Origin of the sequence: Saccharopolyspora cebuensis, assembly GCF_039542665.1 — a bacterium.
In the GTDB taxonomy this organism is placed as follows: Bacteria; Actinomycetota; Actinomycetes; order Mycobacteriales; family Pseudonocardiaceae; genus Saccharopolyspora; species Saccharopolyspora cebuensis.
Genome location: NZ_BAABII010000014.1, coordinates 1 through 26377 on the forward strand (window position 1 = coordinate 1; position 26377 = coordinate 26377).

A 26377-nucleotide genomic window follows, 5' to 3' on the forward strand; every position below is an offset into this window, starting at 1 on the left:
CCGTTCCGTTGCCCGCTTCTCGTCCCTCACCGCGCCGCCTCCATCGCCGTCACCACGCCGTGCTCGCGGGCGCGAGGGGACGGGGCACTGCGGATCTCGCCTCCCCTGCTCGCCTTCTGCGCGTAGGCGCCGGCATCAGCCAGGCGCAGCACGTCCTCCCGCGAAGCGCCCGGCGGAAGCTCAGCCGCACTGGCCACCCCGACCGAGGCCGTCACCCGCACCGACCTGCCATGCGGCAAGACGACCGGCTCGGCCATCAACGCCACGAACCCAGCGAGATTCTTCTCGGTGTCGAGGTCGCGGGTGACGACGCCGAACTCGTCCCCACCCAGGCGGGTCACCACCGGCGACCGGTCCCCGAACGCCTCCTCCAAACGCCGGGCCACCGCGCGCAGGACCGCGTCCCCAGCCAGGTGACCGTGGCGGTCGTTGACCCGCTTGAAGTCGTCCAGGTCGACCCACACCACGGCCGTGCGTGCCGGTTCCGCGGCGAGGCGGGCATCCAGGATCGACTCCCACACCGCCCGCACCGGCACCTCCGCCACCGTGTCCCACGCCCGGGCACTCGCCCGCGCCAACTCGCCTTCCAGATCGGCGGTGTAGTCCTGCCACGCCTGCAATTCCCGGCGAAGCTCGGCGTTGGCCACTTCGAGCGCGTGGGCACGGGGGCGGGTCCGGTGCAGTAGTGCTCCCGTGCCTTTGAGAGCGGTAGTGAGGGTGGTCCACATCAGCGCAGTACTCATGCAACGCTCCTTGCTGATAGTGATTTCCAGCAGATAAAGGAATTCTCAAAACTCAATTGCTCGCTGCGCAGGTCTCACAGCGACCCGGGCACCAGTGCCCTTCACTTCTGGAGAAGTCACAGATGCCAACGGACCTGTCTCGGCCGCCGCGATCACAGCGGCGCGAATTTGGCCCACGATTCCCGCAGCCGCATGGGCGAGGACTCGGTCCTGCGCTCCGGGATCAGTGGGATCCGCGAAGCTCCGCGCTCGGCTCGGGACGGAGGCATTCGTGTTGGTCTCCGTGGTCGAGGATCTCGGCGGGGAAGCTCCGCCGGTGCGCTCGCTCGTGGCGCGAGTGTGCTTTTTCATCGGACATGACTTGCTCCTGTTCGCCACAGCCCGGCCACATGTGGTATGGAAGCGAACCCGGTCACGGCCACGCGACGGGTTCGGGCTCACGTTCCTCGGCACGGAGATGTGCTGGTCGTCCGCGCGCGGGTGCCGCGTGCGCCCTGTTCAGGGCCTACCCGCCGATTCGCGGAGCTTCGTTGGTTCTAGTACAGCTGTTCAGCTCCCGCCCTACGGCATGGAGCCAGTCGTCGCTGCTTCGCAGCGCCGGGTGCCCTCGGTGGTACAACGACACCTCGACCAAAACTGTCCGATATTGTGGACAGGCACATCTCGAAGGTAGGAGACGTCGACCCAAGTGTCAACTGCAAAGGACATTTGATGTTGTCCTGTAGCATGTAGAGGACGTCTGCTGAGTGAGAAGGTGTGAGCCGTGGCCGAGGAGGAACAGGACGCCGCTGGAGGCGCGGGCACCTTCGCCTCCAGGCTCACCACGCTGTTCTCCAGCATGCGGCGCGAGGACGGGAAGCCGTTCTCCAAGTCGGAGGTCGCCGGGTCGGCCGGGATCACCCGCAGCTACCTGTACACGCTGCTCAAGGGCGAGAGCGAGCCGAGCTACGCGGTCGCGACCCGGCTGGCGGAGTTCTTCGGGGTCGAGTTGGAGTACTTCAGCGACTCCGAGCGCGGCCGGGAGCTCGCCCGGCAGCACGAGCTCCTCGCGCGCCTCGGCGAACAGCGGGTGCAGCAGATCGCCGCCCGCGCCAGCACCCTCACCCCGGACGCGCTGGAGAGCGTGCTGCAGTTCATCGAGTTCCAGGCCTCCCGCGAGGAGCGCGACGACGACTCGTCCGGGTGACGTCGACCGCACCCCGCTGAGCTGGCACTTCCCTTCCGCACGTCGACAAGGCACCCTTCCGCACGTCGCCATGCACGGGCGCGACTCCGCCTTGAGGATGTCCGTGCCCACGGGAAGACTTCGGGGAGGACCGGTGCGCGCACGGACCATCGAGACCAACGGCGGGCAGCTCTACGCCGAGTTCCGCGGCGAGCACGGCCCGGTCGTGCTGATCGTCCAAGGCGGTCTCAGCGAAGCCGGAGCCACCGAGCAACTCGCCGACGACCTGGCCCAGGACCACCAAGTGATCACCTACGACCGCCGAGGACTGTCCCGCAGTTCCGGCCCCGCCGGGGCCGACGCGATGGCCACCCACGCCGACGACGCCGCCGCGCTGCTCACCGAGATGACCGACGAGCGGGCCAACGTGATCGGCCCCAGCATCGGCGCGGTCATCGGCCTGCACCTCGCGGTGCGCCACCCCGGCAAGGTCGGCGTGCTGATCGCGCACGAACCACCGATGCCCTCCCTGGTGCGGGACCCCGAGAGGGAAGCCGGACTCGACCAGGTCGCCGAACTCGCCGACGGCGGCGACCTCGGAGCCGCCATCCGAACCTTCGCCACGCTCGGCGGCCCTTCGGTGGACTCCCGCGAGGACGGCGCACGCCCGGCGCCGACGGTGGGCGACGGACAAGCCAACCTCAAAGCCTTCTTCCGCAACGACTTCCCCGCCGTGCGCCGCAGCGACCTGCGCGCCAAGCAGATCACCGCACTGCCCGCCACGACCGCGGTCGTGCCCACCGGCGGACGCGATTCCCGAAGCCGGTGGGAATGGCGCTGCGCCCAACAGCTCGCCCGCGAACTCGGCCGCGAACTCACCGAACTGCCCGGCGGGCACAACGGCCTCGTCAGCCATCCCTGGGCCAGCGCCACGACCCTGCGCCGACTGATCGCGGAGGCCGACGATGGCGATTAGCTCCGGCCGCGGGTGGCGCAACGAGTTCCAGCTCCGGCGCAGCGTGCGCCGACTCCTGCGCGACCTCGACATCGACGCACCCCTGGACGTCCGCGAGCTGTGCGACCGCCTCGGCAGGCAACGCCAGCGGGAGATCAAGCTCGTGCCCTACCAACTCCCCGTCCCGGGCCCGTTCGGGATGTGGTCCGACGTGGGCGGCACCGACTGGATCCTCTACCAGCGCGACACCACGCCCGGTCATCAGGAGCACATCATCCTGCACGAGATCGGCCACCTCATCAGCGGCCACGACAGCGCCGAGACGGGCGACGACATCTGGGCCCAGATCTTTCCGGACATCCCGCTGGAGATGGTGCGCCGCGCCCTGCGCCGCGACGGCTACGAGCCCCACCACGAGTGGGAAGCGGAGATGGTCGCCACCGTGATCAAGGACTGGGCGCGGCTCGTCGACCGGCTCCAGCACGGCTCCGACCACGCCGGGCCGACCGCGAAGCGCCTCCGCGGTGCTTTCGACGACCACCAGGGGTGGTTGTGATGCTGGTGCCCAACCTGATCATGTGGCTGGCCGCGCTCATCGCCGCGATCTGGAAGGTCAGCCAGCTCGTCCGGGCACCGCAGGACCGCGGGCTGCGGGTGGTCACCCTCTGCACCATGCTCGTCGTCGGCGCCCTCTCCGCCCAACTCGCCGTCAGCATCCCGGACATCGCCGAGCAGCTCCCGCTGCAGATCCCCAAGCTCGTGCAGAACGTCTTCCTCACGTTCTTCTTCGCACTGCTGATCATCCTGCTCACCGACGTGTCCGCCAGCTCCGACAACGCCCGACGCGGCTGGCGCGAACTCGGACTGTCCACGGTGACCAGCACCGCCCTGATCGCGCTGTTCCTGGCCACCCCAGCCGACCACCGCGGCGAGAACTACGAGGACGCCGGAGCCACCCCGGAACTCCTCGCGTTCTACCTCGTCGGCAACCTCTACCTCGCCTACGCCTGCGCCCGCGGCACCTTGCTCGCCTGGCGCGCCGCCGACCACACCCGCTCCCGCGCACGCGCCAGCCTCCGCGTCGCCGCCGCCGGTCTCGCCTTCAACGCCGTCCTCGTCCACGCGCCCCGCGTGGTCTCCACCTCCGGACGCCTCGCGGTCGGCCACGACCCGATACCCGGCACCTCCACCTGGACCACACCGCTGCTGGCCATCGGCATCAGCGTGTTCTTCGCCGGCATCGCCTACCCCGGCGCCCGCACCGGACTCATCAAGAGCCGCATCTGGATCACGGAATGGCGCCAGTACCGGCAACTCCGCCCGCTGTGGCTTGCGCTCGTCACCGCGTTCCCGAACATCGCGCTGCTCAAGCCCACCACACCCCTTCGCGAAGCACTCCGGGCACGGCGTATCGGAATCCGCTACTACCGCCGCATCATCGAGATCCGCGACGGACTCCTCCAGCTCTCCCCCTACCTCGAAGCACCCATCACCACCGACACCCCCGCGGACGACGCCGCCATTCTGATCAGCAGCGCGCTCGCGCGGCAAGCCGAGGGAGCGCCGGGGTCGGCCATCTCCGTCGTGGCGGCACCTGAGCACGAGGGCATCGACGCCGACACCCACGAACTGCTCCGGCTCTCCCGAGCCTTCGCCCGGTCCGCGTCCCAGTCGGCGATGGACGAGCACCGCGCTGACGGCCTTCAAGGTCCTCAGCGTTCGGTGTAGGAGCAGGCGCCGTCGACCGACGCGGTGGGGCGCGCAGCAACTGGTGGCGCTTGGTCGAGAAGAGCAGGTTCGCGGCCTCTGCGGAGGTTACCCACCGGTGCTCGGAAACCTCATCTTCATCGACGCGCACGGACCGGGCCTGGTCGGCAGTGAGCGTGCCGCACTCGAAGACGAATGCCACGAGGTCGTCCCACGGGTCGTCCGGATCCTGCCAATCCACTGTCTGGCGTTGCCTTCGGCAGGTACGCTCGCCGCTCGTCGCTCAGATCGGCCATGGCTCCTCTTCGACGGAGTGGCCCAGGGCAGGCAGACCGCTGAGCAGGGCCTCGAACTCGGCGTTGAGCTCGGCTCATAAGCGGTCGAGCGCGCTTCGGGCAATGAGTGGAGTTCGTCGCAACCCGACCGGTCTGTGCGCACCAGTCGGCTTCGAAACCCGTCTCCTCAGTTTAATGATCGCCTGCTCGGTCACCTCAGGTGGGTATTAGGGCCAAGCCCGTAGCGAGTCTTGACAGACAGAGGAACCCGAGGTGACGCGCTTTCGCGCTGAGCGACCGGCATGGGCTAAAGCCTTCCGACGCGCGTTACGGTGCTCCCTCCTCGTCGCCGCCACGGGGATGTGCGCCGGAGTTGGTCGGGCGAGGGTGGAGGACCGCGGTGGCGGCAGCGTGAGCGAGCGCGTGCTGAGTAGTGGTGTGCAGCCCGAGTCGATTCCAGTGGAAGATCACGTGGTGGGCGAGGATCGATCGGAGGCCCCGTTGCAGGTTGGATTCCTCGGCCGCGCAGGCGAGCGCCTGGCCGGTCTCGTGGAACGCTTCCGCCCATGACCGTTTCGAGGCCAGCAGTCCCTGCGGGCCGAACAGCGGACCGGTCGGATGGGTGTCGTAGTTGAGCACGGTGCGGAGCTGCTGGGTGAGGGTGGCGTGGTGGCCGGTGTCGGTACTGCTGTGATGCGGATCAGGGCGAAGGTGGACCACGCGGTTCCAGATGTCACCGGCTTCGAACCATTCCTGCCCTGCGGCACGAAACAGTGCGGTGCACAGCAGCAAGGTCAGCTCATGCTTGCCCAACAGCTTGTGGTCAGCCTGGAGGTAGGTGAGCAGGTTGATGCTGTCCGCGCTGAAGAGGTCGTGAGCGAGCGCGATGCCGACCGGCCCGCCGAAGGGGACGACTTCCGGCTCGTAGTGGGTGGGGCGCCACGTGGCTAGGTGCCCTTCTTCGACGAGGCGGTCGAAGAGAGCGGCGGCGCTGGCGCGCACATCCTCCCAGGCGGCGGCTCGGGGGCGCAGACGCAGGCGCCAGCAAGGAGCCTTCCGGATGAACCACCACCGGTTCAGCAGGCCGTGGTTTGTCCAGGCCTGGAGGTGGGGGGCGAGGTGGACTGCGGCGACGTGCTCAGCCTGGGACCAGTCGGTGAATTCCACGTGCGCTTGCCACCAGCCGGCGTCGGCGGCGCGGCCGTACAGGGCCTCCACCCCGGCGTGGTGGTAGGTCTCCACCGCGTTCTCCACGTCGACCGCGGACAAGCCGTGATGGTCGGCGACCTCGCTGAGCTGAGCACCTGCGAGGACGCTGCGCACCGCGCTGAGCAGTTCGTCCGCCGATGCCGCGGCCGTGCTCGTGGGGGAAGTTATGCGATCAGCAGGCATGCGTCCCATCCAGAACGAGGTGCGGTGGCGGCGTCATCCGTGATGCCGCTGAGGGCGAGGGCAATCCCGGCGGCACCGTCGAGGAATGCGTGCTCGGGCGGCTCGGTGGCCTCGGCATGCTGGGCGAGCAGACTCGCCAAGTACGGCAGATGGCTCCGGAGCGCCGGGCTGTGTGCGTCGACGGCTGCGCGCGCAGCGGTGTGGTAGAGCCCTGCCCAGCCGTGGCAGAGGCCGACGTCGCTGATCATCCGCAACTGAGCAGGATCGGCAAGGCAGGCCGCCAGTGCTGTTTCAGCGGCATGTTGGCGGTGGGCGTCGTTGGTGGCGAGCGCTGCGAGCTGTTGGGCGCGGGCGATGCCGGGAGTGCCGTAGCACCACGACGGACGTCCGGGGTGGAGTTGGGCGATGTGCCCTCGGGCGTGGTCGCGGCGGTTGATCCAGTAGGGCCACCAGTTACCGGTGCCGGTGGTGTGGCGCCACCGGTCGAGGTGGGCGCTGATGGTGTCCATGGCTTCGCGGTGTCCGTCGACGGTGATCCCGAGGCGCATCGCCGTGGCGAGGAGCGCGAGCGGTCCGGCAATGCCGTGGGCAAGGCCGAGGTTGGTGTGCCCACCCGGGGTCGGTAGCAACGGATCCGGGTCGTGGCCGACCCACCACCCCGGCACGGTCTCGCCATCGAGGTGAAGCGGTTCGGTCAGCCGGACGAGATACCGCAGGACCCGGGCAAGCGCGTCGGTGCCGGGACGGAACTTCAGCAGTACCTGCCCGATGCCGGTCAGTCCTCGCAGCAGGTCGTACTCGGCGAAGGCGGCGGGCTCGCCGTTGTCGATGCGGGCCATCGCCGCGTCGACACGGTGATGCGCCAAGCGGATCAGGTGCGCGTCGCATTCCTGGACGGCTCGGTGGTAGTCGGGGATGACGGGCTCGGCGGTGTGCAGGAGGAACGTGATCGCCGGTAGTCCGGCGAACAGGCCAGCGGTCCCGGCGTTGCTGACTGGCTCGGTGAGTGCGGCCCGCACCCAGGCGTGCGCCCGCTGGCGCGCGCCCGGGTCGTGGTGATGGGCGCGTTCGAGGTGCCACAGCGCGATTCCGGCCGCCCCACGGGAGAGCGACTGTCCGCCCGCTTCGGCGGTCGCGGTGGGCCCGGCCAGGGGACCCGTCAAGCGCTCCAGCACCACCGCTCTCGGTGTCTTCCCGCACAACGTCACGGCTGCTCCCGGGCGTTGAGTGCCTGAGCGCGCAGCGCGATCGCGCGCGCGAGCCGGTTGGTGTCCTGCTCCCGGTCGGGGCCGACGCCGACCGTGCGGGTGACGTGGTCGTGCAGCAGCGCTCGAAGCACTCCGGAGGGGTCGCGGTCGAGGTGCGTCCGATAGGTGGTGAGCGCCTCTCCCCGCCGCGCCCAGGCGGTGAGTACCGCCTCTTCCTGCTCGGTTCGTCGTTCCGCGGCTGCGGTTTCGAAGTGGCCGAGGTGGTGAGCGAGCCGCAAGGACTCCTCCCGCAATTCGCGGCCGAGCTGGCCGTGGCGCTGCGGGAGCACCGTGGTCAGCCATTGGCATCCGAGTTCGGGGCGCGGGGCGAGCCTGGCCGCGAGGTCGGCCATCGACACCGCGGCGACCGCTTGGACCGGGATGCGCGCACGCTGGACGAGGCCGAGTTCGGCCAGCGCGGCATCGGAGTCGGCGGTGAACACCGGCTCGCTCATGGCGTTGCCGGTGCCGTACTTGCCGCTCTGCGTCCACGCGGTTTCGAAACTGAGCTGTGCTGCCAGACCCGCCCGGCGCAGTTCCTCGGTCCAGGCGGCGAGGTGGCCCGCGACCGTGCCGTACTGCTCGACGCCGACCAGCCTCACGAAGATCTGCAGGTAGTGGTCGGAGTCCGGACGAGTCGTGTTGTGACGTCGCTGGAACCACAGCCGGACCGCGTCGCCGATCAACCGTTCGTGCAGCCGGGGCAGATGACCGGTGAGGATCTCGTCGAACCGCTGGGGATGCCCTTCGAGCTGCGCCAGCACGAGCTCTGCCCCGCCAGGCACAGCAGGGAGCGAGGGGGTGCTGCTGGCGGCGCAGTCGTGCGCAGCGGGAGCGGCGGTATTGGTCGGTTGGCCTCGGGGTGGTGGCTTTCCAAGCTGATCCGGTCGGGTAGCGGCCAGGGGGACGACGAACTCGCACGCACGTCCGGTCCAGCCCTGAGAAGAGGGGGCGCCCGCTTCGCGCAGCTCCACGTGGTTGGCCCGGTGCAGGCGTGCACGCAGCAGGCTGCATTGAGTGGGCTGCTCGAGGTCGAGGGGAAGACGTTGCTCTCCCTCGCACAGCACGACGTGCGCCGGCACGCGCCAACGCTGCCGCCAAGAGGACAACGCCACCTGCCAATCGTGCGCGCTGACCTGCGGGCCGGGCAGGTCGGCGCGGTAGAGGAGCCATCGTGCCGGGGCCAGCACACTGCGCCCGTACCGGAGGCGGGGCAGGAACGGGAGGGTACGGGTAGCGCCGAAGTCGAGCGGTCCGAACACCGCGCTGCGGGACGTGGCGAGCTCCGCGAGGAACCGCACCAGTGGTGGGGTGAACACGGTGGTCTCCAGCGCATTGAGCACGTGGGCGTGCACCTGCTTGCCGGTGGGCCGATGGATCAGGAAGAACTGCGTGGCGGTCGCCGTGACCACGAGGGCGTCGACGTCGAGATGACCGGCAGCCTCGGCACCACCGGCCATGGCGCTGGCGGGATCGGCGATGGGCAGCAGCCACGGCAACAGGCGCGGGGTCCGGGTGACGGCGTCGTTGTGCATCCTGCGTGGCCGGAAGGACAACTGCGCCGACAGCACGTCGGGATCGGGGGCGTCGTAGCTGCTGGCGAACCGGTCGCGGTCGCGGTCATCGAACAAGGAGGTGAAGCGCCCGATCATGCTGCTCGACGCGGGCGGGGCGCCGCTGACCCACAACTCGAAACGACCCCGTTCGAGGGCGTCGGTCGAGTGGGACTGCACGGTGAAGGCGAGCTCTACCCGCCCAGGCGGTAAGAGGTCGGCGTGATCCCCGACAGCGAGCTGGTCGATCACCGGTTCGGACAGGACGACCTCGATGCGGCCGTCGAGGACCGCCTCCTGGACCAGTCTCTGGAGGACCGCGTCGCGATCGTTCAGACCACGGATGGGTTGCTCGCGGGCAGCTCCGAGGAAACCGACCGGATAGCCCAGTCCCGCGTCCGAGACGAGCTCGTGCACTGGCACGGCTGCGCCCGCGCCGTAGCGGTCGCGAAAACGGACGTGGTAGTCCCTCCACGGAGGCGTGCCGAACGGGTTGTGCGTGAGCCGCAGGAGCGCGGAGGCAGCGCCCTCAGCCTCCCGCAGCACGGCTTCAGGCAGGGCGAGCTGACCGTCGACCACGACGTCCACCCCTGGACGCGGCGGCGACTCCGACAGCGTGCTCGGGTCCGGAGCATGGCTCCTGACCGCTGTCCCGGCGCGGAGCGCGACCGGCTTTCCGGTGTGGGGATCGGGGGTGGTCATCTGATGGTGCAGGAGCCGCAGTGCACCGCGGACCTCGACGACCCGCTCCATGCCGGGCGCTCGCTCGTCTCGCCCGGTGTTCCGCTCGATGGCGTCGAGCTGGTCCAGCAGATGCGCGACCGGGTCGGTGTGGGTGGCCGGGGCTCGCAAGTTCGTCAGGAGGACCCGGTTGGCAACCAGCTCGGCGAGCATCGTCGTGATCTGCCCACGGTCCGCTGCCGGGAATTCCTCCTCCAGTCGGGCGATCAGCTCGCGTCCGTGCACCGGGCGGTCGGCGCCGTCGAGCGCGACTGCAACCGGGCGGGTCCGCAGCAAGGAGAGATCGACCTCTCCGAGGTCGGCCACGATCCGCTCGGACTCGGCGCTGCGGGTGGGCAGGTTCTTCGGGACGACGAATCGGTCTCCCCGCGTGACTCCAGCGTTGTTGACCACCAGGACCGCTTCGGCGAGCACAGCGGGCTCACGTTCGAGTCCGCCGATCACCTCGTCCAGCCACGCCGGGTCGCACCGGGCGAGCACTCCATGGTCCTCACCGAACTTGGAGCGGACGGTCTGACTGATGGTGGCGGTGGTGATGCCGGCGAACAGGCCGAACGGAGTGGGACGGTGCTGCCAGCGCAGCACGTACGAGCACACCGATATCAGCAGGCGACGCCACTGCCGATGCGGCAGGCGGGCGCCCGACAGCACCTCGGAGATCTGTTCGCACAATGCGGGGCTCGCGATGCTCAGCGCGGTACGAACGACCTCGCGGTCCCACAACCGCGCCAACCACGCCCGTCCGATGGTGTCGGCGCCGTCGGCGGTGTGCAGATCGAGTGCGGGCAGGGATAGTCCGCCCGGGTCGGTGCTGGCTCGTACCAGCACCAGTCCGGCGTGGTGGAAGTATCGTGGCGCTGCCATCCGAGCACATCTCCTACGGCATCCGGATCGGGAGGTGCTTGCGGCCCGCAGGGTGCCGACGCAGGGTGGGAAGGCCGCGTCGACACCCCGGGGCCGGGAGATCAGGAGGGGTTGTTGGCCTGGCTGTTGCAGGCGCTGGTCGAACAGGTCTGACCGCAGCCGTCGTCGGTGTCGCAGCTGAGCTTCGCGAGCGGGTAGGCCGCCTCGATCACCTCGAAGTTGAGGGTGAACTCTTCCCCCGTCTGACCGGTGCTCTGAGTTCCGGGCCGAGGGAGCGTGCTGGCCGTGCTGGGCATGATCCACCTATCCTTTCCTGTTGTTCTTCTTGCGAGCCTGACCGGACCCGCAGGCCCCATCAGGGAGCCGGATTCGGCCAGGAGATCGAGACGCGGGTGTGCCGCTTGTCGATGACGGCCTCGGCGGCCGGTGGTCCATCCAGAGCGGTGCCGCCCAGGACGGCGGCGTCCTGGTCCGAAGCGGTGCGGGACCGGGCAGCGACGATGGGGGCAGGTCCGTGGTGGTAGTCGCGGCCCCACACGCGGATCTGCTCGGCCATCTCCTCGGCCACGGCTCGGGCATGTGGTCCGAAGGCGTGCGCACCGAACTCGAAGACGCCCTGGCCGACGCGGCGGCTGACCAGATAGGCGAACGAGTCCCCGGTGCTATCAACGCTGGCGCTCGGGAACCACTTGCCGCCTTCATCGACCAACGCGGGGCCACGATCCACTGCCTGGTCGTAGTCGCTGGCGACGGTGAGCAGGCAGAACCCCGGCAGTACCGTGGCCAGCCACAGCGGGAGCGAGTCAAAGGGTTCCACTCCGCCGACAGTCACTCCGGACCACGCATCGGCACGTTCGGAGGCCAAGACGCCGTCGAGCCGATGGGGCTCAGCTGGGTAGGTGTCGTCGTCGAAGCGCAGGGCGATCTGATCTTCGTGCAACAGCAGCATGCGCTCCTGGTGGGCGCCATGGCCCTGGATCTTCACGAAGCCGCAGACTTCGGCTGACCGGCTGACCAGGCGGTCATCGTCACGGTCCAAGGCCAACGAGCGCGTAATTCCGCGCATGCGTAGCGGGAGTACGAGCCTTCCTCCGTCGACGAGCTGTGTGATCCAGGTGGGCGGGATGTCCCAGCAGCCGACCGTCACCAGGATCACGTCGAAGAGCCCGGGACCGGGAAGACCGTGCTCGGCGTCGCCGCATTCGACCCGCACCTGCGCGTACCCGGCCGCATCCAGGAGGCCCCGGGCACGGTCGGTAATCTCCGGGTCGATGTCCATGGTGGTCACGCTGCCGGTCTCACCAACCAGTTCGGCCAGCATCGCCGCGTTGACGCCGCCCGAGCCGACCTCCAGAACGCGCATGCCCGGCCGGATGTCGGCCTGCTCCAGCATGAACGCCTGGATCTGGGGCGCAGAGATCGAGCTGATCGCGTGGCCGTGCTCGTCCCACTTCGTCTTCACCGCTGTGGTGGCCGCGTACACCTCGTCCAACGGCACACCGGGCGCGAAGGCATGCCTGTCGACCGTGGCGAAGACCTCGGCGACGCGGTCGGTCCGGAGCGCCTGCAACTCCCATAGCCGCTCGAGCATCGCGGTTCGTACCGCCTCCACACCCTCCGGCGCGTCGGACGCGCCGAGGACATCCGGCGCTGCGCTGAACCGCTGATTCCGGGCTAGATCCACGTGCCTGCTCGTCCCATCCCTCGATGCCGTCGGCCTCGATCGGACGGACGGCCCGATCCACGTCAACGACCTGATCAACATGATCGGCAGTGAAGCTACGACTGGGCGCGGTGACGAGGCCAGAAGTTTGCTCTAGTTTGCTCGCAGAAGACCTATTCGTGCGGGAGGTGGTTGACGGTTTCTCCGGGTGCCGCCACTATCGACGTGCTCAAGCAAACTTGCGCACGTCCCTGGTGGAAGGGGTAGTCATGCAGCTAACTTTCCTCGGCAAGGAGACGCAGGGCGGAGGTTCGCCGACGTTGTACGCAACTGATCGCGATACCTACGTGGTGCAGGGGTGGAAGGTCCGCGGACACGCGACACGGGTCGAGATCCCCCACCGCCTGCTGGGGCACGTCGAGAAGGGGAAATGCCTGGGCGCGCACCTCGATGACACCGGGCGCGGGAGTTTCCTCCTTTCCGGCGAACCCGTGACCGACCCCGAGGCGTTGAACCAGATGGACGTCCCGGGACACGAAACGTGCGTCGAGGTCCCGACGAGCAAGGAGGTTTGGGTCAGTGGAGCTGCTACAGGGTGACGCGTTCGACGCGCTCTTCCGCGATTTCGCGCACGACGCGTTCCACCTCGAAGTCCAAGACACGTACCAGACGCCGGAAGAGTCCGGGCCGTTCCACTCGTTCCTCACCGGCCAGCACGACGACTTCGCGTGGTTCCAGCCCTGGCTCGATATCGTCCGCAGCGCCACGCAAGCGGGGCGGGTCGTTCGGAGGGCGCGGATCGTGACGGTCCCGCACGCCGACTACACGAGGTGGGGACTCACGGTGGCGGAGCACAACATCGCCGCTGGCGAGGAGGTTCGTTGGCTGCCCCGCCATCTCATCGAGCCCGCCGAGCTGCCGGCCGATGACTTCTGGCTCTTCGATGACTCGCTCGTCGTCTTCACGGTCTTCGAGCCCGGCGGCCAGTTCTGCGGTGGCGCGGCCACCAGCGACCCCGTCATCGTGGAGCACTGCCGGACGGTGCGGGACCGCGTCTGGCAGGCCGCGATCCCGCACCACCGCTACCTGGAGACCGAGCACGTCACGGCTTAGGACGACATCTCGTGACGCACTCCCTCCGCGAGGCACGCCAGAGTCTCGGTCAGCAACTCCGCGATCTCCGCAAGGACGCCGGGTTGACTGGCCGGGGCCTGGCCACCCTCGCCGGCTGGCACAGCTCGAAAGTCTCGAAGATCGAGTACGGGAAGCAAACGCCTTCCGAAGAGGACATCCGGACGTGGTGCCAGCACACGTCAGCCGCGAACCAAGCGCCGGACCTGATCTCCGCCGTCCGCAATATCGAGTCGATGTACGTGGAATGGCGGAGGATGCTCGGCAGCGGCACCCGCCGCCGACAACACGCTTCCCGAAGGCTGGAGTCGAACACCAAACTCATGCGGTGGTACGAACCCGCCCTCGTTCCAGGAATCCTGCAGACCGCTGAGTACGCGCACGAAGTGATGCGCCGAGTCATCGAGTTCTACGATATCCCCGACGATCTCGACGCAGGCGTCGCCGAACGGATGGAACGCCAGAGGATCCTGTACCGGGGCGATCACAGGTTCCATTTCATCCTCGCCCAGCAGGCATTGGCGACGATGGTGGGCGGCGTGGATGTCATGGTCGGCCAGCTCGACCGGCTGCTCGCCGTGATGTCACTGCCTCGCGTTTCCCTGGGAATCGTCCCCAGCCATGCCGAGTACCGCACACCGGTCAACCAGTTCATCCTCTTCGACGACCACCTGATTCACGTCGAAACGATCTCCGCTGAACTGAGCATCAACCAACCCCGCGAAGTAGCGCTCTATCGCAAAGCCTTCCAGCACTTGACCCAGCAGGCCGTCAGCGGAGCAGCGGCACGGAACTTGATCAGCGAAGCACTCGATCACCTCTACGGATTGCAGAACGACCAGTCGACAACGGATCCGCCATAGCTTCGGTGGGAAACCCTGCACCCCGGCCCGCTATCGAGGCGGACGTGTTCTCGGCTGATGAGAAGTCCGTTCGTCCATTGGCCGCCTGAGCTCGATGAACGGCCGAGCAAATTCGGCGATGAACGCTTCCAGCAATGCGCAGACCTTATCCGCCGGTGATGCTGGCCTGATCCCAGACGCGACCGTTCGGCCTCAGCAGGACACGCCGCTGGTGACCGGCAGACGTCTCGTGCACGGGGTGTTGGAGGACGTAGGTGCCACCATGCCCGTAGACGATCACGGCGCGGGTGATCCCCCGCTGCTTGAGATCGTCGAGCATGTCGGTCACGAGCCGGTACGGCGTCGTCACGCAAAAGCGGCTATGACCAGCCGTGGATACCCGGGTCCGGCTGAGCGAGGCCGACGGCCACGTGCGGACAGCCGGACCCGGCCCGTCACTCGTCGATCACGTTGTCGATCCAGTCCTGGTAGTGGCTGGCGTCGGTGTAGACGTCGGGTTGCCCGTCGCATGGTGTGGCGGTGCCTTCACCTCCGGCTCGCGAGGCCCAGCCGATGACGCGCCAGTTCTGGTCGTGGCGGGTGAGTGCGGGGGCTCCGGAGTCGCCGAAGCAGGCGCCGGGGCGCTCGTGCTCGCCGTGCATGACGTGGGGGAGCTCGTCGGCGACGCACACCTCGCCCGGGGAGATGCTCGCGGCGGTGCACCGTTCGGCGGGTGCCACGCGGGTGTTGACCTCTTGGAGCGTCTCGGGGTTCGGCCCGTTTCCGGCCGGGTCAGTGAAGCCCCAGCCGAGCAGGCGCACCTCATCGTTGCGGACGGGGGCGGTGTCGGTGAGCTCGGCGGGCGGCGCGTTGACCGGCTCGGTGAGCTTGATCAGAGCGATGTCATCGACCGGGCCCGGTGTGCTGGCCCAGTCCCAGCCGGGGTGGACCACGATGGTCTCCACGCGCGCGGTCGGGCCGTGGTGAAGCTGCTGGGTGCCGCAGCGCACGGTGATGGCGTCCGCTGGCTTCGGTGGGTGCGCGGGGTCGTCGAGGGCGAACGTGCAGTGGGCTGCGGTGACGACCCACTCGGGATCGATGAGGGTGCCGCCGCAGAACGGGCCGCGCCCGTCGAGGTGGAGGCTGACCGGTCCGGCGTAGTGCTCGGTGGCGTCGGTGCCGCCGACGATCAGCGGTGCGGTCCCGGGGCTGGCGGGGGCAGCGGTGGAGGCGGGCGCGGCCAGCGCGAGGGGGAGCGCCAGCGCGATGGCGGTCGTGCGAGGTGCTGATGGCATATGCCGTCCTTCTTTCCGTGGTGGTTACTGGGTTGTGCGGAGCAGGGCGAGCGGTGCGGAGGCCGGTTTGGGTGGAAGGCGGTGCAGAGTCAGCCGCACCGGCCGGTCGGGCATGACGCTGCGGTGGTGGACGGTGTCTTCGGCCGCGGCGAGCCAGCCGGGCAGCGCGTACTCCAGGGCAGCGCACTGCTGTGCCTGCGGGGAGTAGCCGAACCGGGTGGTCAGCGCGGGGTCGACGACTTCGACCTGCACCTCGCACCACGGCGCTGGCCGGGGCGTGATCGGGGAGATGCGGCTGCCGGTGGCGAGCGTGCCGACCATGCGGCGGGTGGCCGTCATGATGTCGCTCAGCCCGTGCTCGGTGCCGAAAATCAAGTCGTGGTCGAGCTGGGTGCCGGTGGTGAGGTAGTCGGCGAGGTTGTCGGCTTCCTGAGCGTGGGCCATGTCCCGTTCGCGGTGCCACTCCGCCCTCCGCACGCACAGCGACGGACCGTGGCCATCGGTGGAGGTCCGGAGGTAGAGGCTGGTCAGCCACAGCGAGTCAACACGATCAAGCAGGACCCGGAACCACGGGGCGAACAGACCGTCCACGCCGTCGAAGGTGGCGGTGAAGAAGTCGACTGCCAGCATCTTGGCCCAGGCGACCCGCTTGAGGGTCGCGGGTGTGGCCCGCCGTGGTAATGGGTGGTCGAGCTCGTAGCGCTGCATGTCGATGACGGGTTCCACCGCGTTCTGCTGGGCGGTGCCCGTCCTACGGGGGGTGGTGTCGTCGGTGATCACTCGTCCTCCTGGGTGTTGCCCGTGCCCTGACAGGGGCCACAGGTCGGCCAGGTGATTTCGAGGACGCCGCCGCGGTCGGCAGACTCCGTGACCCAGCCCTTGCCACCACAGTTGGTGCATTGCGCCAATGCCGTGCTTCCTTCCTTCTGCTCGGTGCTGGTTGCGGCTGGTGGGCTTCACCAGCGTTTCTTGCGGAGCGCGTGCAGCACTTCCCGCATGAAGTGCGGGTCCTTCGCCCGGAGGGTGTCGTCGGCGGGCCGGGTGAGCTGCGGCAGTGGCAGCAGCATCGTGGGCATCTCCGGCGGCAAATCGCTGGCGAGATCGCCGGACCAAGCGGTGATGAAGCCCTCCGGTTCGTCACCGACGGAGTACCTGCCCACGGTGCTGACCGCCCTCACCGCTGGCTGCTCGCGTCGCCCGGTGCGGTACCGCCCGTGCAGCTCACCTGCTCCACCAGCGCCGGGACGTCCTCCTCGGCCACCGTGAGCACGTTCGCCGCCGCGGCGGCCGGGAAGAGCACCCTGATGCCGTCCCGGGAGTGCCCGAGCCGCAGGGTCAAGCGTCTGCCCAGCACGTCACGGGCCGGGATCTCGAACCAATCCATTAGCTGCTCCTTCGACACGAGGGAAGGGGCCCGGCCGGTGCGTCCCTCGGGGTGTCGGGGGACGGGGAGGAACGCACCAGCCGAGCCGTGGAACCCGGCCCGGCGTCGAGTCGGGGAATCACCACGCCGGGCCGGGGCTCAGAAGTGGAACTGGTCCCTTCGCTGGCGAAGTCCGACGAGTTCCATCGAACGCTGCGCGCAGTGTCCGCAGTACGATTCGAAGGTCCCTGGTGCGGGCGGAGCGCGGCAGCCCGGCTGCGCTACCGAGATCGCCGCACCGCACAGCATCGGGTGCTCGGTGCCGTCGTCCATATCCAGTGGGCAAGCCTCGGAGACGTGCCGGCGGTCGCAGCCGTGGCTCACCACCCACCAGAAGGTCAGGACTTCTGCTCTACGCCCGAGGTTCACGCCTTCACCTCCACACGCGGCTCACTGGCTCCGCCGGAGGCGGCCGGCCCGAGTACCCGGCCGCCTCCGGCGACCGCGCGCCGCGAAGGACGAAGCCCTCCGTCGCGACTGGGTGAGGTCTCCGGATGCCGCGAGCTTTCGGGCAGGAGCCACAGCAAGCACGCCGGTCCGATGACCAAAGCCCACGCCAGGCAAGCCAGGATGAAGTGCACCGTCATCAGTTCTCACCGCCGCCGCTCGGTCCCCACCTTTCGCTGGCGGCTACGTCGCCAGCAGCCGAGCCAGCGATGGAGTGGTGACTGCTTCCGGCTGCTGCCTGGGACTGTGGACCTGGTTGATGTGGAGGCGAATTGCTGGAAGGCATAGCCCTATGCAGGCACTATGCATCGCATCCATAAATGCAGCTAGTTCGTGATATGGACCGGATACACTAAGGGCGATCGCAACGCTACGGAGTGAAGCGCATATGGCGATGAAGAAGTGCGCTGACTGCGGCTGCCGTCTCGCCCACGACCACCGCGCGACGTTGTGCAGCCCCTGCGGTCGTCGCGCCTCGTCCAGCGGAGCTGAGCAGCCACCGACTCCCCCGGAAGGGTTCTGGCGACGCGAGGAAGTCCGCACCGCTATCGCTGAGCAGCACTTTGGCCGTATAGTCCGTTTGTACCGCTTCGCGTTCCCTTCGCCGATCAACCAAGCAGCGATGGCCGAATGGCTGGGCATCGGGCAAAGCCAGGTGAGCCGCATCGAACGGGACCGGCCACCGACCGACCTCGCCAAGCTCAGGCAGTGGGCGCGCTTGCTCAACGCCCCTCAATCGGCGCTGTGGTTCAGAAGCTCTGAGGATGCGCTGGATACATCTTCATCAAGTGGCACACCAGCTAGCCTCGCGCCGTATAGGCCCTATGACGGAGGAGATGACGACGTGCACCGCCGGGATGTCCTCAAGTTCGCGAGCGCCGCCATCATGAGCGTCGCACCGTGGCAACGGTTGGCCGACACGATCGAGCAAGGCCGCGCCCCGGACGTCCGCACGATCGACCTCATGCAGGACCGCACGACCGAGTTCTTCCACTTGGAGGAGACCACACCTTCACGGACCATCCTGGCGTCACTCACCGAGCACAGCAGGACCCTGCGGGACCTGTTGGCCGTCACCTCGGACGAACACGACCGGCGACGGTTGCTGTCAGCGGCAGGTGAGACGGAAGCGCTCGCCGGATGGCTGGAATTCGATCTTTCCAAGCCACGACAAGCCCTCAAGCGGTACAAAGACGCCCTGGGAATGGCGGAGGAAGCGGGGGATGGCCCGCTGACCGCGTGCACCCTCAACTACTGGTCTTACCTGCTCGCATCACAGGACAAGTCAGATGAAGCAGTGCAAGTCCTGGCCAGAGCCGGTGAACACGTCCGAGGGGCAGCACCGACAACGCAGGCGTGGATCGCCGCCCGACAAGCAGAAGAGGCCGCCCGCATCGGGGAAGTCGCAACCGTCGAACGCGCCCTCGAACGGGCGTTCACGGCCTACGACTACGCCCGGCCTCACCACGAGCGATCGTGGACGAGCTTCTTCGGTGCTTCCCGGCTCGGCAGCCTCGCCGTATCTTCCTACGGCCGCTTGAACCATCGCGACACCGACAACCTCGCGGGCTCCCTCCTGAAATCCCTGTCGCCGTCGGAAACCAAGGTCCGCGCCTTGGTCGTCGCGGATCTGGCGCTCTCCGCGGCGACCAAAGCCGACTACGACCGAGCCGACGAGCTCACATCCCAGGCGCTTCCGCTGGCCGTCCGCTACGAGGCCAGCCTGGCGCAGGACCGGCTGTGGGAACTGACCGAAAAGCTGCCGCAAGCCCCCGGTCGCGGCATCACCAGGGACCTGCGGCAGCGCATCACCTCGGGCCTGACGGCTCCGCGTCAGGAAGCCTGAGTTTCCTCATCCATCCACTTCAGGTACGCCTCGTTCCCGCTTGTGATCGGAGTGACGATCACTTCGGGAACGTCGTAGTCGTGGTTGGCCTTGATGTGCTCGATCAGAGCGTCAGTGCGCCCCGAAGCGGTCTTGATCTGCAACTGCCACTCCGGGTCATCCTGCGCTGCTCCCTCCCAGACGTAGAAGCTGCGGATCGGCACGACCTGCACACACGCCCCGAGATGCGCCTCCACGATGCTCCGCGCCAGCGTCGCCGCCCTGTCCTCCGAGTCAGTCGTGGTCACAACCTGCACGTAGTCAGCCATGCCGCGAGGGTACTGCCTAGGCATTGAGCACCACGGCGGAGCAGCGAGCGCTCGATTCGGCACCGCCAGCGCGACGGAGCGCTGGCGAAGATCCGTGGCTGCTGGACGTTTCGGCCGCGAGCGGAACAACGGTCGCGAAGGTGCGACATCGCATGCCGTTCCATGGCCGGGTTCGCCGTGATCGCGACCCTTCCAGCAAGAACGGCACGGCTGGTAGGCCCGCGTAGCAGCAACTCGTGGGCACGACTGCGGGGACGGTCCGAAGCCCGGCCATGAAATGCGCTCAGCCGTCCCCTGGCGGACTACCAGGGGACGGCTGAGCGCGTTCCGTTACAGCTCGGGGTAGATCCAGGTCCGTGGCGGGGTCACCGGGTTCGGGCTGCTGGGCGCGTCGCGGTGGGTTGGGCGGGTTGCGGCGTGGCGGTCGAGCTTCTTGGCCAGCGCCCGCAGCCTGGCCGCCAGGTCAGTGCAGTCTTCGGCGGTGACGTCGCCGCGTCCCGGAAGGCGGAAGGTGACGTCGTTGAGCTCGCGGCGGGTGCGCTTGGCGAACTCCACCACCGCATGCAGCTCCGGGTCGATCCCGGGATCATGCCGTTGTGTCATGGCGTTGTCCTCGATTCGTCGAAAAGGGTGTGCGCTGCGCTGGGTTCACGCGGCCAGAGCGGTAGGCTCCGGAGTGGGCGTGGAGAGCCCTGGCAGGCTGCAACTGCCAGGGCTCTCCGCGTCCTTGCTCGTTCGCGGGCCGGGAACCACAACGGGAACGCGGTCGGGGGTGGGTGTGGGGATGTAGGTGGCGGCTTCAGCGCCGATGCCCGCATCGAAACCGCAGCCCAGGCAGATCACGTAGCCCCCGGCGCGCGGTGGGCACCGGCCGTCGAAGCGGGCCACCGGGTGCGTGCGCGGTGCGCACCCGGCGCTGAGCAGGTGCCACTTCGAGGCCCCCACCGGCCGCACCCACACCGGTTCGTCCGGTGCGGCAGTCTCCTGCCCCGGGACGTGCCCGGCGGGTAGGGCGCCAGCATCACCACGATCACCGTGCCTGGGCGCCGTCTGCCAGCGGTCGCGCGTCGGCCGATCGCGGGCGGCCGTCCACCGGTGGCGCAGGCGGCGCCACCATCGTGCGGTGGTCCGTTTCACCAGCTCACTCCTTCGAAGATCAGGCGGCCCGGGGCACCGCGACGGCGCTGTCCGTCTGGGGGGTGCCGCGTCGTGCCGCTAAGGCGTCCCTGCTCCAGTCGTGGGGCCCGTGGTGCGCGTCGGGGTCGGTATCCGGCCAGAGGTGGAACTCGGCTGTGGCCCGCGCTTCCCAAAAGGTGAGGGTGTCGACGAGGAACCGGTCGGTGCTGCTGTCGAACCAGGGGTTTGCTCGAGCCTCCGACGCTGCGCAGACCGCGCGGCCATCCGTGCCCGCCTGAGGCTGGGCGCGTCGGAGATGGACCGGACCGAGGAGGAAGTGGCCGCAGCAGCATTCCAGGACGCCCCAGTCGTCCCGAGCGATGCAGTGCCATTCACGGTCGGCCGCCCCGGACGCCCACGCCCCCTTCGCCGATCCCGAACCGAGGAACGCTTCCCTGATGGTTTCTTTCTCAGGCATACCGGGCAAGCCCCCTCGACTGCTCCCCTGGTCGTTCTGACATCCACTCCGCACACAGCCGTGTCTTTCTCCGATGCCACTTCGTGCAGAGCGCCGGTTCCCGGCGCTGAAGTTTCTTCCGGTCGCATGGTCATCCTTTTCACCGGTCGGTTATTCGGTCTCGCCAGCAAGGGAGAACCGCTTCGGCGCTTCGCGTGTTTTGACGACCACGCCCTTGGTGGTCATCTTCTCGAGTGCGTTGTTCACCGCACCGGAAGAACGATGCAGCGCTTTGCCGATCTGACTCGGCCCGAATTCCTGCCCCGGGTGTTCACGCAGGAAGTCCTCCACCAATCCGTGCAGCGCTCCCGGGGCAAGCCGCTCCGGCGGCGCCGCCTCCTGGCTGGCCCCGGGATCCGCTTCGGGCACGTCCACGGCAAGCGGGGCCTCCGCAGACTCGGGCGCCGTCTCGGCCGTGGTGCCCGCTTCGGGCCCGTCGGAGACGAGCGGGGTCTCCTCGGATTCGGGTGCGGTGTGCGCTGTGGCGTTCGCCCCGGGTTCGGCGGCCAGTGGCTCGTCGGCGCCACCGTCCGAATCGGTTTCGACGCCGTTGACCTGCGCCTCCGTTGGGCCGGGCTCGGTAACAGCTTCGGGCGCGTGCGCGGTGCCGTGCTGCCCACCGGTCTCGGGGCGGGACCACAGCGCGGGGTGTCGTGGCCCCGGGCCCGTGGTCCGCGTGATGGCCCCGTTCTTCGACCAGCGGGCCAGCGCCTTACCGGCGGTGGACTTGCCGACCCCGGCGTCACGGGCGAGCTGCTCAGTGGTCTGGGGCTCGGCACTCAGCGCGGCCCACACCCGGGTTTCGGTTTCCGTGCGCGGCCCGTCCTGCTGAGAAGAGAAATTCTTCTCCGGACCCGGCACGTCGACGTCTTCCTGACGCTCGGCGACCACTCCGCTTGCATTGCTGGGCATGACATTCCTCTCGGAGATGGGATTCGAGACAGGGCAAGATCGCCCCAGTGATCACTTCCCCATTCCCCGACATTCAGGGACACGCGGAAATGACGTGGAACCATCAACGCTCGATACCCGGCGCCATGTCAAGCGGCATGAAAAACAAGACAACTGTCTTTTAACGACTACCTGCGATTTCCTGCGACAGATTCACCCATGCCGGTCGTGCACTGCGCCGGGTCGCCTACGTGGCTTGACATTCCGGCGCGATGGAGCGCCACGGACGCTGTGGCGGCACTTCCGGATTCGGGCGGGTTCTCAGCAGCAGAGCCGCGAGACTCGCCGAAGGCCGCAGGATCGATGGCACCGCCGCCGGTGTCGGGCGGGAGATGTCTGTCGGTCAAGGAAGTGCGGCAGACCCCGTGTGGGATGCCATCGATCTTCGCGCGTTCCTGGCTGACCACCAGCAGTGCACGACGCCGCAGGTGGCGTTCCGACTGGCCTACGAGCTGCCGCCCGTTGCCCGTGTCGCCGTCGGCACCAGCAACGTCGACCACCTGCGCGACCTCCTGCGCCGCAACCCAGCTCGCCATCAGCGAAACGGCGATCCACCGCTACCGCCTGATCGCAGGGCGAGCACGTCAGCGCTCGAGACCGTTGACGAGCTTGTCCGCTTCGCGCGTGGCGATCTCACGCAGGTACGCGGGGACGGAGGAGTCGTTGAGGAGCTTGGCGGCGCAGAACAGCGCCATCACCTTGCCCGACCGCGTCTCCAGATCAGCGCGGCGTTCCCGGTAGACCCGCTCGGCCAGTTCCGGCACGGTCAACGAGCTGGCCCACAGGTTCGCCGAGTCCAGCCCGCGCGGCGCCATGCCGTGATCTTCCCAATCCAGGATCCAGAACTCCGGTCCGGTGAGGTTCGACCAGTTCAGATCCGCGTGCGCAGGCGTCCACGGCCCAGTGATCGTCGAGTCCACCCGTCCCGGGAAGACCCGCTCGATCTCGCGGGTGACCAGCTTTTGCGTGATCACCTCCGTGTCCGGCGTCGCGACTCGGGTGGTGTGCTGACCGGCCAGGGCGTTCATCGAGTCGTTCAACGCAGCCCACCAGGCATCCGCCGGGAACACGTCGTCGCGCAGCGGGCCGCGCTGGACCGGATCGGCGGTGACCAGCTCGACCTCGTCCGCACGCCAGGCCAGCCCGCCGGCCGGGTCGTGCCAGGACAGAGCGCGGTACCACTCCGGCTTGGCGATCCCGTGCAGCAGTGCGGCGGCCTCCATGCCGTTGCCCGCTTGGCCCTGGGCCGACATCGTGACCAGCGGACGGCCCTCGATGCGAACCCACGTGCCTCGGTCGCTGCGAGCACCGACCGACCGCCGCTTCGTCCTCGCGGTGTCCCGATCGAGCCGGACGCCGAGACCACCCTCCACGCGGCACATCACTTCCTCGATCGGCTCCTTGCGCAGGTCTTCCCACCGGCAAGACTGCGGGCCCATGGGGGCGGTGGCATCAGCCATGCCATGAACCTAGCAGCGCAACTGCTCGACAGAGAGCACGACGTCGGGGGGTCTAGGCATGATCACCGCATGTCCGCCATCCAGAACGTCGACAAGGCACTGAGCTTCGTACTGGGCAAGCTCGCCGAAGACGCCGACGACCTCAACACGGCGAAAATGGTGATAATCAGCAATGGACTTGGTCAAGCTGAGCCGAGACGCACAGGTACTGCTCGAACGGCTGGCGGATCGGTTCCCGCCCGATCAACTGAGGATGTGTCGCGAATCCGGCAAGGGCGGCGAGTGGAACGAGATGGTGGACATCATGTGCGCCGTGCTGGCGAAACACGACGTCCCGGTAACCCCGGATGAGCGAGACGCGCTGGCCGACCTGCTCGCCCTGTACCCCGTCCCCGTTGAGGGCTACGACTACATCAACAAGCGCGACGAGATACTGGCTGCGCTCACAGTGACCGACCGGACCTGACCGGCGGGCGGAGGACCGGCGTCGGCGCCGGTCCGCGTCGCCATCGGCAATGGAACCCCGGCGCGACCGACGCCGGGGTTCCGTTATGCCTGTCCAGCTCGCCGACACCATTGTTCTACGGCCCGCCATGGGCGACTGAAGTGACACCGAAAGACCCTGCTTAGGGACACAGCCGCAGGCCTCGTTGCGCATAAAAGCCGACGGGGTCGAGGGCGCCGTTGCCGGTGTCGATTTGGAAGTGCAGGTGTGGTCCGGTGGACTCGCCGCGGTTGCCGACTTCGGCGATGAGCTGTCCGGTGTGGACGGGTTGTCCTGGGGTGACGTGGTTGGTGTGGTTGTGGCCGTAGGTGGTGATCGTGCCGTCGGTGTGCTGGATGCGGACCCAGAGGCCGTAGCCGGAGGCGGGGCCTGCATTGAGCACGGTGCCGCCTGCGGCGGCGACGATGGGGGTGCCGGTCGGGGCAGCGAGGTCAAGGCCGCGGTGGAAGCCTCCTGGGCGTGGGCCGAAGCCGGAGGTGCACCGGCCTTGCACAGGGAGGGCCCAGCCGGCCGAAGTCGCGGATGTGGTCGCTGCGGCACGGTAGTTCTCGGCTTGGGCGAGGACTTTGTTGACGTACCAGTCGGCGTGGTTGTAGGCGAAGATCGCCGCGCGGAGGTCTCCGTCGTCGGCGCCGGAGTCGCAGAGGTAGTGCGCGGCGGCGTGGATGGCGTCGTGCGGGTGGTAGCGCGAGGGTGGGGTGGCTCCGCCGGGCGGGAGGGGGTGGCGGGCGGTGACGGAGTCGAAGGTGGGCTGGAGGAACTGCATGGGTCCTCCGGCGCCTGCGAAGTTCTCGCCGGAGTGCACGCCGGGGGCGTCGAGGCGTCCGTGATCGGTTTCGATTTTGCCGATGGCGGCGAGGATGGCCCAGTCGAGTCCGGGGCACAGCGGGGCGGCCTGGTGGTAGAGGGCGAGGTAGTCGGCGGGGATGTCGGCGGGCGCTGCGGCGCTGGGCGCGCTGCTGGTGGGGATCAGGGTGGCGATGGTGCCGGTGACGGCGGCGACGAGGGTGACGAGTACGCCGAGGAAGGCGGTTGCGGCGGTGATCAGGATGCGGAGCATCGGGCTCACCGGGGCCGGGGGTGCTTCGTGGGTGGTTGGGGTGGAGGCGGCGGCAGCGCCGGGTTCGTGGACGTGGGCGGGCTTTCGCCGTCGGGCGGTGCGGGGGTGAGTTGGGGCCAGGTGTGCGGTAGCTGGTCGAGTGGGCGGCGCGGGCCGCTGGTCTCCAGCGGGAGCCACGCGTCGGCGGAGGGATGGGGGGCCTCACGGCTGGCGGTGGCGATCGGCAGGAGGCCGGGTTCAGCCATCTCGGTCCAGGTGCGGTGCAGGGTGCGGCGGGCGTGGGTTTCGCGGTGGGTGCTGGGGAACCAGAACAGCAGGGCGGTGGTCTGGCCGGTGGCGCGGGCGAGGTCGTGGTAGCCGGCCAGTTTGGCGGCGAGTTTGCCGAGGGCCTCGGTGCCGGTGTCGTACTCGACGAAGAAGCCGAGTTCACCGCAGGGTGTGGCCCAGTGAGCGTAGGCGTCGGGGCGGGCGAGGTCGCCGATCGACCGGGCGCAGCGCTGTTCGGACCACCACGCGCGCAGGTGGCCGTGGGTGGCGAGGTCGGTGAGGAGCTGGTTGCAGCCGATGGTGTGGGCCAGGCGCAGGCTGTGGGCGATGCCGAGGGTGCGGTTGCGGCGGTAGCCGAGGTCCGTGGTGTCGAGGCCGTGGCCGGTGGCCAGGACGGTGGCGCCGGCCGGGCCGAGGACGTAGTGCATCGGGGCGGTGCCGCGGGCGAGGACGGGTTGGAACCGGTCGAGGACCGACCAGCACCAGAGGTTGCGCAGCCGGGCGCGTGCCCCGCGGGCGGTGGGGAAGGCGAGTGCTGCGATCTGGTCGCCGGTGAGTACCCGGTGCTCGTGCAGCATCGCCACCAGCCACCGGTCCCGCGCCGTCAGGCGCGACGCCAGGCGGGCCTGGTGCTCGGCGGTGTTGGCCGCGCGCGGCGTGCGCCGGTCGGTGCGGGCGTTGCGGAGCACGGCTTGACGGACAGGCATCTGAGCCATGGGAGAAGCACCTCGCAGGGAGAGGGTCGGCGGCTATTCCGAAGGGGTGCGTGCCGTGGTGGTGCGGAGGTGGCGGCTGCGGCCGGGCACGGCGTCGGGAAGCGGGCGGGTGTGGAGGGTGAAGGGGCGGATGTGTTCGCCGTGGGAGACCAGGCGGGCGGCGGCGTGGTAGGCGCCGAGGTGGGTCA

Annotated in this window: 27 protein-coding genes; 9 read left to right on the forward strand and 18 right to left on the reverse strand. The window is 68.7% G+C overall.

The window, feature by feature from the left end; translation table 11 throughout:
* Positions 1-26: 26 nt before the first annotated feature.
* Complete coding sequence (locus ABD976_RS19850; RefSeq protein WP_345365367.1) at positions 27-743, reverse strand: GGDEF domain-containing protein; 717 nt, start codon at positions 741-743, stop codon at positions 27-29.
* A 763-nt stretch (positions 744-1506) separates the two neighbouring features.
* Here ABD976_RS19850 and ABD976_RS19855 point away from each other — a divergent pair.
* The 4 genes from ABD976_RS19855 to ABD976_RS19870 all read left to right on the forward strand — a co-directional run bounded on the left by ABD976_RS19855 (position 1507) and on the right by ABD976_RS19870 (position 4591).
* Positions 1507-1929 (forward strand): helix-turn-helix domain-containing protein, encoded by a 423-nt coding sequence (locus ABD976_RS19855; protein WP_345365369.1) that lies wholly within the window; start codon positions 1507-1509, stop codon positions 1927-1929.
* 133 nt (positions 1930-2062) lie between these two features.
* Positions 2063-2884: an alpha/beta fold hydrolase gene (locus tag ABD976_RS19860; RefSeq protein ID WP_345365371.1), complete on the forward strand. Its 822-nt coding sequence runs from the start codon at positions 2063-2065 to the stop codon at positions 2882-2884.
* Complete coding sequence (locus tag ABD976_RS19865) at positions 2874-3419, forward strand: hypothetical protein (RefSeq protein ID WP_345365373.1); 546 nt, start codon at positions 2874-2876, stop codon at positions 3417-3419. Before ABD976_RS19860 ends, ABD976_RS19865 begins: the two co-directional genes overlap by 11 nt.
* Positions 3419-4591 carry an MAB_1171c family putative transporter gene (locus ABD976_RS19870; protein WP_345365375.1) on the forward strand — a complete coding sequence of 391 codons (1173 nt, stop codon included), beginning with the start codon at positions 3419-3421 and terminating at the stop codon, positions 4589-4591. Before ABD976_RS19865 ends, ABD976_RS19870 begins: the two co-directional genes overlap by 1 nt.
* Positions 4592-5172: 581 nt before the next feature.
* Here ABD976_RS19870 and ABD976_RS19875 read toward each other — a convergent pair.
* The 5 genes from ABD976_RS19875 to fxlM form a co-directional block, all read right to left on the reverse strand.
* A complete protein-coding gene (locus ABD976_RS19875) occupies positions 5173-6237 on the reverse strand; it encodes a thiopeptide-type bacteriocin biosynthesis protein (protein WP_345365377.1) in 1065 nt (354 codons plus the stop codon).
* Positions 6219-7415, reverse strand: coding sequence for a lanthionine synthetase C family protein (locus ABD976_RS19880; protein ID WP_345365379.1), 1197 nt, complete (start codon positions 7413-7415; stop codon positions 6219-6221). Before ABD976_RS19880 ends, ABD976_RS19875 begins: the two co-directional genes overlap by 19 nt.
* A 26-nt stretch (positions 7416-7441) precedes the next feature.
* Complete coding sequence (locus ABD976_RS19885; protein ID WP_345365381.1) at positions 7442-10642, reverse strand: lantibiotic dehydratase; 3201 nt, start codon at positions 10640-10642, stop codon at positions 7442-7444.
* A gap of 101 nt (positions 10643-10743) precedes the next feature.
* The gene (locus ABD976_RS19890; RefSeq protein WP_345365383.1) at positions 10744-10938 is read right to left on the reverse strand and encodes an FxLD family lanthipeptide; all 195 of its coding nucleotides are present in this window, start codon (positions 10936-10938) and stop codon (positions 10744-10746) included.
* A 59-nt stretch (positions 10939-10997) separates the two neighbouring features.
* Complete coding sequence (gene fxlM, locus ABD976_RS19895; protein ID WP_345365385.1) at positions 10998-12326, reverse strand: methyltransferase, FxLD system; 1329 nt, start codon at positions 12324-12326, stop codon at positions 10998-11000.
* 248 nt (positions 12327-12574) lie between these two features.
* On the opposite strand from fxlM, the gene ABD976_RS19900 reads away from it, so the two are divergent.
* The 3 genes from ABD976_RS19900 to ABD976_RS19910 are packed head-to-tail and all read left to right on the forward strand — an operon-like array spanning position 12575 to position 14299.
* Positions 12575-12904 carry a hypothetical protein gene (locus ABD976_RS19900; RefSeq protein WP_345365387.1) on the forward strand — a complete coding sequence of 110 codons (330 nt, stop codon included), beginning with the start codon at positions 12575-12577 and terminating at the stop codon, positions 12902-12904.
* Positions 12885-13418 carry a DUF6879 family protein gene (locus ABD976_RS19905; RefSeq protein WP_345365389.1) on the forward strand — a complete coding sequence of 178 codons (534 nt, stop codon included), beginning with the start codon at positions 12885-12887 and terminating at the stop codon, positions 13416-13418. Before ABD976_RS19900 ends, ABD976_RS19905 begins: the two co-directional genes overlap by 20 nt.
* A gap of 11 nt (positions 13419-13429) precedes the next feature.
* Positions 13430-14299, forward strand: a complete 870-nt coding sequence (locus tag ABD976_RS19910) for a helix-turn-helix domain-containing protein (RefSeq protein WP_345365391.1) — start codon at positions 13430-13432, stop codon at positions 14297-14299.
* A gap of 145 nt (positions 14300-14444) precedes the next feature.
* Here the strand turns inward: ABD976_RS19910 and ABD976_RS19915 are convergent, their stop codons facing one another.
* From ABD976_RS19915 to ABD976_RS19935, 5 genes are all read right to left on the reverse strand, one after another.
* On the reverse strand, positions 14445-14648 hold the full coding sequence (locus tag ABD976_RS19915; protein WP_345365393.1) for a hypothetical protein: 204 nt from the start codon (positions 14646-14648) through the stop codon (positions 14445-14447).
* 85 nt (positions 14649-14733) lie between these two features.
* Positions 14734-15573: a S1 family peptidase gene (locus ABD976_RS19920; protein ID WP_345365395.1), complete on the reverse strand. Its 840-nt coding sequence runs from the start codon at positions 15571-15573 to the stop codon at positions 14734-14736.
* A 24-nt stretch (positions 15574-15597) separates the two neighbouring features.
* Complete coding sequence (locus ABD976_RS19925; RefSeq protein WP_345365397.1) at positions 15598-16353, reverse strand: hypothetical protein; 756 nt, start codon at positions 16351-16353, stop codon at positions 15598-15600.
* Between the two features lie 176 nt (positions 16354-16529).
* On the reverse strand, positions 16530-16751 hold the full coding sequence (locus ABD976_RS19930; RefSeq protein WP_345365399.1) for a hypothetical protein: 222 nt from the start codon (positions 16749-16751) through the stop codon (positions 16530-16532).
* On the reverse strand, positions 16748-16957 hold the full coding sequence (locus ABD976_RS19935) for a hypothetical protein (RefSeq protein ID WP_345365401.1): 210 nt from the start codon (positions 16955-16957) through the stop codon (positions 16748-16750). The genes ABD976_RS19930 and ABD976_RS19935 overlap by 4 nt, the downstream gene beginning before the upstream one ends.
* Before the next feature lie 1108 nt (positions 16958-18065).
* Here ABD976_RS19935 and ABD976_RS19940 point away from each other — a divergent pair.
* Positions 18066-19289, forward strand: a complete 1224-nt coding sequence (locus ABD976_RS19940) for an NsdA family TPR-like regulatory protein (protein ID WP_345365403.1) — start codon at positions 18066-18068, stop codon at positions 19287-19289.
* Here ABD976_RS19940 and cutA read toward each other — a convergent pair.
* The 5 genes from cutA to ABD976_RS19965 all read right to left on the reverse strand — a co-directional run bounded on the left by cutA (position 19277) and on the right by ABD976_RS19965 (position 23641).
* A complete protein-coding gene (gene cutA / locus ABD976_RS19945; protein WP_345365405.1) occupies positions 19277-19597 on the reverse strand; it encodes a divalent-cation tolerance protein CutA in 321 nt (106 codons plus the stop codon). The two genes, ABD976_RS19940 and cutA, sit on opposite strands and share 13 nt — an antisense overlap.
* A gap of 330 nt (positions 19598-19927) precedes the next feature.
* Positions 19928-20200 carry a hypothetical protein gene (locus ABD976_RS19950; RefSeq protein ID WP_345365407.1) on the reverse strand — a complete coding sequence of 91 codons (273 nt, stop codon included), beginning with the start codon at positions 20198-20200 and terminating at the stop codon, positions 19928-19930.
* 1141 nt (positions 20201-21341) lie between these two features.
* Complete coding sequence (locus tag ABD976_RS19955) at positions 21342-22142, reverse strand: hypothetical protein (protein ID WP_345365409.1); 801 nt, start codon at positions 22140-22142, stop codon at positions 21342-21344.
* 167 nt (positions 22143-22309) lie between these two features.
* Entirely contained in the window at positions 22310-22717 is a 408-nt protein-coding gene (locus ABD976_RS19960; protein WP_345365411.1) for a hypothetical protein, read from the reverse strand.
* A gap of 48 nt (positions 22718-22765) precedes the next feature.
* The gene (locus tag ABD976_RS19965) at positions 22766-23641 is read right to left on the reverse strand and encodes a hypothetical protein (protein WP_345365413.1); all 876 of its coding nucleotides are present in this window, start codon (positions 23639-23641) and stop codon (positions 22766-22768) included.
* 172 nt (positions 23642-23813) lie between these two features.
* On the opposite strand from ABD976_RS19965, the gene ABD976_RS19970 reads away from it, so the two are divergent.
* A complete protein-coding gene (locus ABD976_RS19970) occupies positions 23814-24107 on the forward strand; it encodes a hypothetical protein (RefSeq protein WP_345365415.1) in 294 nt (97 codons plus the stop codon).
* A gap of 160 nt (positions 24108-24267) precedes the next feature.
* On the opposite strand, the gene ABD976_RS19975 is transcribed toward ABD976_RS19970, so the two are convergent.
* Both ABD976_RS19975 and ABD976_RS19980 read right to left on the reverse strand, forming a co-directional pair.
* Positions 24268-25206, reverse strand: a complete 939-nt coding sequence (locus tag ABD976_RS19975; RefSeq protein ID WP_345365417.1) for a peptidoglycan DD-metalloendopeptidase family protein — start codon at positions 25204-25206, stop codon at positions 24268-24270.
* Between the two features lie 5 nt (positions 25207-25211).
* On the reverse strand, positions 25212-26180 hold the full coding sequence (locus ABD976_RS19980) for a replication-relaxation family protein (RefSeq protein WP_345365419.1): 969 nt from the start codon (positions 26178-26180) through the stop codon (positions 25212-25214).
* Positions 26181-26377: the final 197 nt, after the last annotated feature.

Excerpts from the sequence above, each read along its gene's own strand:
- ABD976_RS19850 (WP_345365367.1), bottom strand. The coding sequence starts at position 743 with ATGAGTACTGCGCTGATGTGGACCACCCTCACTACCGCTCTCAAAGGC.
- ABD976_RS19865 (WP_345365373.1), top strand. The coding sequence starts at position 2,874 with ATGGCGATTAGCTCCGGCCGCGGGTGGCGCAACGAGTTCCAGCTCCGG.
- ABD976_RS19870 (WP_345365375.1), top strand. The coding sequence starts at position 3,419 with ATGCTGGTGCCCAACCTGATCATGTGGCTGGCCGCGCTCATCGCCGCG.
- ABD976_RS19875 (WP_345365377.1), bottom strand. The coding sequence starts at position 6,237 with ATGCCTGCTGATCGCATAACTTCCCCCACGAGCACGGCCGCGGCATCG.
- ABD976_RS19885 (WP_345365381.1), bottom strand. The coding sequence starts at position 10,642 with ATGGCAGCGCCACGATACTTCCACCACGCCGGACTGGTGCTGGTACGA.
- ABD976_RS19890 (WP_345365383.1), bottom strand. The coding sequence starts at position 10,938 with ATGCCCAGCACGGCCAGCACGCTCCCTCGGCCCGGAACTCAGAGCACC.
- ABD976_RS19900 (WP_345365387.1), top strand. The coding sequence starts at position 12,575 with ATGCAGCTAACTTTCCTCGGCAAGGAGACGCAGGGCGGAGGTTCGCCG.
- ABD976_RS19920 (WP_345365395.1), bottom strand. The coding sequence starts at position 15,573 with ATGCCATCAGCACCTCGCACGACCGCCATCGCGCTGGCGCTCCCCCTC.
- ABD976_RS19935 (WP_345365401.1), bottom strand. The coding sequence starts at position 16,957 with ATGGATTGGTTCGAGATCCCGGCCCGTGACGTGCTGGGCAGACGCTTG.
- ABD976_RS19940 (WP_345365403.1), top strand. The coding sequence starts at position 18,066 with ATGGCCGAATGGCTGGGCATCGGGCAAAGCCAGGTGAGCCGCATCGAA.
- cutA (WP_345365405.1), bottom strand. The coding sequence starts at position 19,597 with ATGGCTGACTACGTGCAGGTTGTGACCACGACTGACTCGGAGGACAGG.
- ABD976_RS19950 (WP_345365407.1), bottom strand. The coding sequence starts at position 20,200 with ATGACACAACGGCATGATCCCGGGATCGACCCGGAGCTGCATGCGGTG.
- ABD976_RS19955 (WP_345365409.1), bottom strand. The coding sequence starts at position 22,142 with ATGCCCAGCAATGCAAGCGGAGTGGTCGCCGAGCGTCAGGAAGACGTC.
- ABD976_RS19960 (WP_345365411.1), bottom strand. The coding sequence starts at position 22,717 with ATGGCGAGCTGGGTTGCGGCGCAGGAGGTCGCGCAGGTGGTCGACGTT.
- ABD976_RS19965 (WP_345365413.1), bottom strand. The coding sequence starts at position 23,641 with ATGGCTGATGCCACCGCCCCCATGGGCCCGCAGTCTTGCCGGTGGGAA.
- ABD976_RS19970 (WP_345365415.1), top strand. The coding sequence starts at position 23,814 with ATGGACTTGGTCAAGCTGAGCCGAGACGCACAGGTACTGCTCGAACGG.
- ABD976_RS19975 (WP_345365417.1), bottom strand. The coding sequence starts at position 25,206 with ATGCTCCGCATCCTGATCACCGCCGCAACCGCCTTCCTCGGCGTACTC.
- ABD976_RS19980 (WP_345365419.1), bottom strand. The coding sequence starts at position 26,180 with ATGCCTGTCCGTCAAGCCGTGCTCCGCAACGCCCGCACCGACCGGCGC.